Genomic DNA, 7,058 nt, shown 5'->3' on the forward strand with positions numbered 1-7,058 from the left:
AGGTTCAAGATGGGACAGACAACCGTTACACAATTTGCCGGCGAACTCAAAATGCCGGCCTCCGTGTTGCTCGAGCAGTTGCAGAAGGCTGGCGTCGACAAGGTGCGTGAATCCGACCTGCTCTCCGAGCAGGACAAGACTCGCCTCCTCGATTTTCTGCGTCGCGCTCACGGCGAGACGGCAGCCAAGTCGAAGATCACGCTGACGCGCAAGCAGACCAGCGAGATCCGTGCAACCGACTCCACCGGGCGTGCTCGCACGGTGCAGGTCGAAGTTCGCAAGAAGCGCACTTTCATCAAGCGCGACGACGCTCCGCTGACCGAAACGCCGGCTGGCGCGACTGCCGCCGAACAGCTCGAGCCGGTGGTCGAACCCATCGTTGAAAGCGTGGTCGAGCCGGTGCCGCAACCGGAGCCCGTTGTCGTGGCGCCGCCGCCGGCACCTGAGCCCGAGCCCGTGGTCGAGGTGGTTCCCGAGCCGGAACCCGAGCCGGTTGTCGTGGCGCCGCCGCCGGCACCCGAACCCGTCGTCGCCGAAGTCAAGCCCGAGGCTCCGGCCCCGGTTGCTGCTCCGTCCGAACCCGTCAAGCCGAAGGGCGAGACTCGTCCGTCGACCCCGGTTCGCCGCGTCGTGGCCGGTTCGATCCTGAGCGCCGAGGAAAAGGCTTCCCGTGAACGCGAAGCCCAGCGCCACGCCGAACTGGTTGCCCGCCAGGCTGCCGATCTGAAGGAAAAGCAGGAGCGTGAAGCCCGTGCCCGCGCCGCGATGCTGCAGCGCGCTGAAGACGAAAAGGCGCGCGTCGCTGCCGCCGAGAAGGCGAAGATCGAAGGTGAGGCCGCGCCGAAGTCCGGCACGCTGCACAAGCCCGCCAAGACCGAAGACAAGGGCGTCCGCAAGGATGTCAAGAAGGTCGTCAGCAAGGAAGTCCCCGCCGACGCCAAGCGTCGTGGCGGTATCAAGACCCGTGGCGACACCACCGGCGGCGCCGGCGGCTGGCGTGGCGGTGGCCGCAGCGGCGGTCGCGGCAACGGCCGTCATCAGGAAACGACGGCTTTCGTCGCCCCGACCGAACCGATCGTCCGTGAAGTCCACGTGCCCGAGACCATCTCGGTGGCCGATCTGGCCCACAAGATGTCCGTCAAGGCCATCGAAGTGATCAAGACCCTGATGAAGATGGGTTCCATGGTCACCATCAACCAGGTCCTCGACCAGGACACCGCGATGATCGTCGTCGAGGAGATGGGCCACAAGGCGCTCGCCGCCAAGCTGGACGATCCCGATGCCTTCCTCGAGGAGAATGTCGAGCACAAGGATGTGCCGCTGGAGCCCCGTGCCCCCGTCGTCACCGTCATGGGTCACGTCGACCACGGCAAGACCTCGTTGCTCGACTACATCCGGCGCGCCAAGGTTGCCGCTGGTGAAGCAGGTGGCATCACCCAGCACATCGGCGCCTACCACGTGGAAACCGAGCGTGGCATGGTCACCTTCCTCGACACCCCGGGTCACGAAGCGTTTACGGCCATGCGTGCCCGTGGCGCCAAGGCCACTGACCTTGTCGTGCTGGTGGTTGCAGCCGACGACGGCGTGATGCCCCAGACCAAGGAAGCCATCCACCACGCCAAGGCGGCCGAAGTGCCCCTGATCGTGGCGGTCAACAAGATCGACAAGCCGGGCGCCAACCCCGAGCGCGTGCGCCAGGAACTCATCGCCGAAGGCGTGGTTCCGGAAGCCTATGGCGGCGACACCATGTTTGTGGAAGTGTCCGCCAAGACCGGTACCGGCGTCGACGACCTGCTCGAAGCCATCCTGCTCCAGGCCGAAGTGCTCGAACTCACCGCGCCGCGCGAAAGCATGGCCAAGGGTCTGATCATCGAAGCCCGCCTCGACAAGGGCCGCGGCCCGGTGGCGACCCTGCTGGTCCAGTCCGGCACGCTGCGGCGTGGCGACGTGGTGCTGGCCGGTGCAACTTTCGGTCGTGTCCGTGCGATGCTCGACGAGAACGGCAAGCCCATCGATGAGGCTGGCCCGTCGATTCCGGTCGAGATCCTCGGTCTTTCCGAAGTGCCGGGTGCCGGTGACGAAGTCGTGGCCCTGGCCGACGAGCGCAAGGCGCGCGAAATCGCCCTGTTCCGTCAAGGCAAGTTCCGCGACGTCAAGCTGGCCAAGCAGCAGGCTGCCAAGCTCGAAAGCATGTTCGAACAGATGGGCGAGGGCGAGGTCAAGTCGCTGCCGCTCATCATCAAGGCCGACGTGCAGGGTTCCCAGGAAGCGCTGGCCCAGTCGCTGGTCAAGCTGTCCAACGAAGAAGTCCGGGTGCAGGTCATCCACGGTGGTGTCGGCGCGATCAGCGAATCCGACGTCAACCTGGCGCAGGCTTCCGGTGCGGTCATCATCGGCTTCAACATCCGTGCTGATGCCAACGCCCGCAAGCTGGCCGAGACCTTCGGTGTCGATATCCGCTACTACAACATCATCTACGACGCCGTGGATGAGGTGAAGAGCGCGCTGTCCGGCATGCTGGCCCCCGAAAAGCGCGAGCAGGTGCTTGGTCTGGTCGAAGTCCGTCAGGTCTTCACGATCTCCAAGGTCGGCACCATCGCCGGTTGTTACGTGCTGGAAGGTCTGGTCAAGCGGAACGCCCAGGTTCGCGTGCTGCGCAACCACGTGGTCATCCACAGCGGCGAACTCGAATCGCTCAAGCGCTTCAAGGACGACGTCAAGGAAGTCAAGTTTGGCTACGAGTGCGGCCTGCAGGTTCGCAACTTCAACGATCTGGTGGAAGGTGACCAACTCGAGGTCTTCGAAATCCAGGAAGTCGCCCGGACGCTCTAAGCCATGCCCAAGGAGTTTTCCCGTGGCCAACGCGTGGCGGAGCAAGTCCGCCGCGAACTGGCCGAACTGATCCGCCTTGAGGTGAAGGATCCCCGCGTCGGTTTCATCACCCTGACCGACGTGGAGCTCACGCCGGACTACGCCCACGCGAAGGTCTTCTTCACCTCGATGACCGGCCAGGAAGGCCTCGACGAGATCCTGCGGGGTCTGCGTCGGGCCAGTAGTTTCCTTCGCCGGGAGCTCGGCCGCCGCGTGCGCATCCATACGCTGCCCGAGCTGCATTTTGTCTACGACCCGTCGGTGGAAACCGGCAACCGGATCTCGGCGCTGATCGACAAGGCCATCGAGTCCGACCGTCACTACGCCGACGATGCGGGTGAGGAGGGGGCTGAGAAGCCTGAATCCGACACGCCGGATCCGTCCCGTTGAGTCTTCAGGCGCCGCAGTCTGCGGTGCCTTTTCAGGAATTTCCCGTTTGGCCAAGCCCCCTCAGCGACGCATTCCGCGCCGTGCCGTGCATGGCGTGCTGTTCCTCGACAAACCGACCGGCATCAGCTCCAACAATGCACTGCAGAAGGCCCGCTGGCTGCTGAACGCGGCGAAGGGCGGCCACACCGGCACGCTGGACCCGATGGCGACCGGCCTCTTGCCGCTCACCTTCGGCGAGGCGACCAAGTTCTCCCAGACTCTGCTCGACGCCGACAAGGCCTACGAAGCGACGGTGTTGCTCGGTGTGACCACCACCACTGCCGATGCCGAAGGCGAGGTGCTGGCCCGCAGCCCGGTGGATGTCACCGATGCGGCCCTTGCCGAGGCGATCGACCGGCTGCGCGGCGACATCGAACAGGTGCCGCCGATGTACTCGGCCCTCAAGCATCACGGCAAGGCGCTGTATGAATATGCCCGCGAGGGCGTCGAGATTCCCCGCGAGCCGCGACGGGTCACCATCCATCGCTTCGACCTGCTCTCGCGGGATGGCGACAGCCTGGTGGTGCGCGTGGAATGCAGCAAGGGCACCTATGTGCGTACGCTGGCTTCGGATCTGGGTGCATTCCTGGGTTGCGGGGCGCATCTCACCGCCCTGCGGCGGACGCGGATCGGGCCTTTCGATCTGAACGGCAGCATCTCGCTGGCAGAACTCGAAGCCTTGCCGGCTGAGGACAGGGAAGGGCGTCTGGCGTCGGTGGACGCGTTGCTGGGGCATCTGCCGCAGCTCGCGTTCGATGCCGTACAGACCCGCAGTTTCACCCACGGCCAGTCGGCTGCGGGGATCGAGGGGGTGGTTGGTGCGATGTACCGGGCCTACGACGGCACGCGTTTTCTCGGTGTGGGGACGCTTTCCGAAGGCGGGCTGCTGGTGCCGACACGTTTGATGGCCACCGGAAATCAATGAAATGTCTTGAGTAATCCTGCGCGCGGTTGGTATAATCGCGCGCTTCGCAAGGCTACAACTAACCGAGTTAAACAATGGCAATCTCCACTGAACAAAAAGCGCAAATCGTTGGCGACTACCAGCGCGCCAAGGGCGATACCGGTTCTCCGGAAGTGCAAGTCGCTCTGCTTACCGCCCGCATCAACGATCTGACCGGCCACTTCAAGGCTAACGTCAAGGACCATCACTCCCGTCGTGGTCTGCTGATGATGGTGAGCCAGCGTCGCAAGCTCCTCGACTACCTGAAGCGCAAGAACGTCGACAGCTATCGTGAGCTGATCTCCCGCCTCGGCCTGCGCAAGTAAGCGGATAGAAGTAGCTTCGTTACCGAACATGACAATCCTGCCGAACGCGCAGGGCTGGTCATGGGCACAGCCGGTGTAAGTCCGTGTGGCTTCGCCGGCTTTGTCATATCTGTGCGCCAGAGAAAAACGGCGTTTTTACCTCGGCTACGCGCGCGGTTGTGGTTTGCCGCCTGCCGATTGAATGAAAGGACATCCCTTGCCTACCGCAATCAAGAAGAGTTTTACCTACGGTTCCCACACCGTCATCCTGGAAACCGGCGAAGTTGCCCGCCAGGCCCATGGTGCCGTGCTCGTCAATGTTGACGACACCGTTGTGCTGGCGACCGTGGTTGCCGCCAAGAATGCCAAGCCGGGCCAGGATTTCTTCCCGCTTACCGTTGATTACGTTGAAAAGTTCTACGCTGCCGGCCGTATCCCCGGTGGTTTCTTCAAGCGCGAAGGCCGTCCGACCGAGAAGGAAACGCTGACCTCCCGCCTGATCGACCGTCCGATCCGCCCGCTCTTCCCGGACGGCTTTTACAATGAAGTCCAGGTCATCGTCCAGGTCGTCTCCCTGAACCCGGAAGTCGACGCCGACATCCCGGCGATGATCGGCGCCTCCGCCGCCCTGGCGATCGCCGGCATCCCCTTCGCTGGCCCGATCGGCGCCTGTCGCGTGGGTTACGCCAACGGCGAGTACATCCTCAACCCGACCGCCACCCAGCTGCAGACCAGCCAGATGAATCTGGTGGTCGCCGGTACCGAAACCGCCGTGCTGATGGTCGAATCCGAAGCCCTCGAGCTGCCGGAAGATGTGATGCTGGGCGGTGTGGTGTTCGGCCACACCCAGATGCAGGCCGCCATCAACGCCATCAACGAACTCGTTGAAGTCGCTGGCAAGCCCGAGTGGGACTGGCAGCTCCCGGCCAAGGACGAGGCCCTGATCGCCCGCGTCACCGAAATCGCCGCCGCCAAGATCGAGGATGCCTTCCGCATCACCGCCAAGCAGGAGCGTTCCCAGCAGCTGAAGGCCATCGGCGACGAAGTGCATGCCGCCCTGACCGCCGAAGGCCGCGAATACGACACCAACACCGTCAACAACATCATCTTCGATCTGGAATCGAAGGTGGTGCGTGGCCGCATCCTGTCGGGCGAGCCGCGTATCGACGGCCGTGACACCCGCACCGTCCGCCCGATCGACATCCGTGTCGGCGTGCTGCCGCGTACCCACGGTTCCGCCCTGTTCACCCGTGGCGAAACCCAGGCGCTGGTGGTCACCACCCTCGGCACCGGCCGTGACGAGCAGATCATCGACGCGGTCGCCGGTGAATACCGCGAGCGCTTCATGCTGCACTACAACTTCCCCCCGTTCTCCACTGGCGAATGCGGCCGCTTCGGCTCGCCCAAGCGTCGCGAGATCGGCCACGGTCGTCTGGCCAAGCGCGCCCTGGCTGGCGTGCTGCCGGGCAAGGAAGAGTTCTCCTACACCGTTCGCGTGGTGTCCGAGATCACCGAATCCAACGGTTCCAGCTCGATGGCTTCCGTCTGCGGCGGCTCGCTGGCGATGATGGATGCGGGCGTCCCGCTGTCTGCGCCGGTGGCGGGTATCGCCATGGGCCTGATCAAGGACGGCGGCCGTTTTGCCGTGCTGACCGATATCCTGGGTGACGAAGATCACCTGGGCGACATGGACTTCAAGGTGGCCGGCACCGACAAGGGCGTGACCGCCCTGCAGATGGACATCAAGATCCTCGGCATCACCAAGGAAATCATGCAGGTTGCCCTGGCTCAGGCCAAGGAAGGCCGCATGCACATCCTGGGTCTGATGAAGTCGGCTCTCGGCGAAGCCCGTGGTGAAGTGTCCACCTTCGCCCCGCGCATGATCACCCTGAAGATCAACCCGGAGAAGATCCGTGACGTGATCGGCAAGGGCGGTGCGGTGATCCGTGGTCTGCAGGAAGAGACCGGCACCATCATCGAGATCACCGACGACGGCAACGTGACGATCTCTTCCGTGAGCGCCGAAGGTGCCCAGGAAGCCAAGCGCCGCATCGAGGCGATCACCGCTGAAGTGGAAGTGGGCAAGGTCTACGAAGGCCCGGTCGTCCGCATCCTCGACTTCGGCGCGATCATCAACATCATGCCGGGCCGCGATGGTCTGCTGCACGTGTCCCAGATCGCCAACGAGCGCGTGAATGCCGTGTCCGACTACCTCAAGGAAGGTCAGGTCGTGCGCGTCAAGGTGCTCGAGACCGACGAAAAGGGCCGTGTGCGCCTGTCCATGAAGGCACTGCTGAACGAGAAGGCCGAATAAGTTTTTCGGGCTTCAACGTTTGAAAATCGGGCGCTTCGGCGCCCGATTTTTTTGTCTGTGGCCTGGCGGTGGTGGTGTGCTTGGCGCGATGCAGGGCAGTGTAGTGGTCAAGTAATACCGGACACCTCGATAGGGTGCTGTACTGCGGTTTTCCGTTCATAGGCCGTGGGCGGCAGGTAGCCCAGCGTCGAGTGCA

General features: G+C 63.7%; 5 protein-coding genes. All 5 read left to right on the forward strand.

Annotated features, from left to right (window positions below; all coding sequences use genetic code 11):
• Window positions 1–9 precede the first annotated feature (9 nt).
• Entirely contained in the window at window positions 10–2,832 is a 2,823-nt protein-coding gene (infB, locus tag QQK25_RS11400; protein WP_284188039.1) for a translation initiation factor IF-2, read from the forward strand.
• A gap of 3 nt (window positions 2,833–2,835) precedes the next feature.
• Complete coding sequence (gene rbfA / locus QQK25_RS11405; RefSeq protein ID WP_284188040.1) at window positions 2,836–3,261, forward strand: 30S ribosome-binding factor RbfA; 426 nt, start codon at window positions 2,836–2,838, stop codon at window positions 3,259–3,261.
• 46 nt (window positions 3,262–3,307) lie between these two features.
• Window positions 3,308–4,225: a tRNA pseudouridine(55) synthase TruB gene (truB, locus tag QQK25_RS11410; protein ID WP_284188041.1), complete on the forward strand. Its 918-nt coding sequence runs from the start codon at window positions 3,308–3,310 to the stop codon at window positions 4,223–4,225.
• A gap of 74 nt (window positions 4,226–4,299) precedes the next feature.
• Window positions 4,300–4,569 (forward strand): 30S ribosomal protein S15, encoded by a 270-nt coding sequence (gene rpsO / locus QQK25_RS11415; protein WP_153160264.1) that lies wholly within the window; start codon window positions 4,300–4,302, stop codon window positions 4,567–4,569.
• A gap of 196 nt (window positions 4,570–4,765) precedes the next feature.
• A complete protein-coding gene (gene pnp, locus QQK25_RS11420; protein WP_284188042.1) occupies window positions 4,766–6,862 on the forward strand; it encodes a polyribonucleotide nucleotidyltransferase in 2,097 nt (698 codons plus the stop codon).
• The last annotated feature ends 196 nt before the right edge of the window (window positions 6,863–7,058 follow it).

The sequence above is a fragment of the Zoogloea oryzae genome (assembly GCF_030161255.1).
In the GTDB taxonomy this organism is placed as follows: Bacteria; Pseudomonadota; Gammaproteobacteria; order Burkholderiales; family Rhodocyclaceae; genus Zoogloea; species Zoogloea oryzae.

Excerpts from the sequence above, each read along its gene's own strand:
- infB (WP_284188039.1), top strand. The coding sequence starts at position 10 with ATGGGACAGACAACCGTTACACAATTTGCCGGCGAACTCAAAATGCCG.
- rbfA (WP_284188040.1), top strand. The coding sequence starts at position 2,836 with ATGCCCAAGGAGTTTTCCCGTGGCCAACGCGTGGCGGAGCAAGTCCGC.
- rpsO (WP_153160264.1), top strand. The coding sequence starts at position 4,300 with ATGGCAATCTCCACTGAACAAAAAGCGCAAATCGTTGGCGACTACCAG.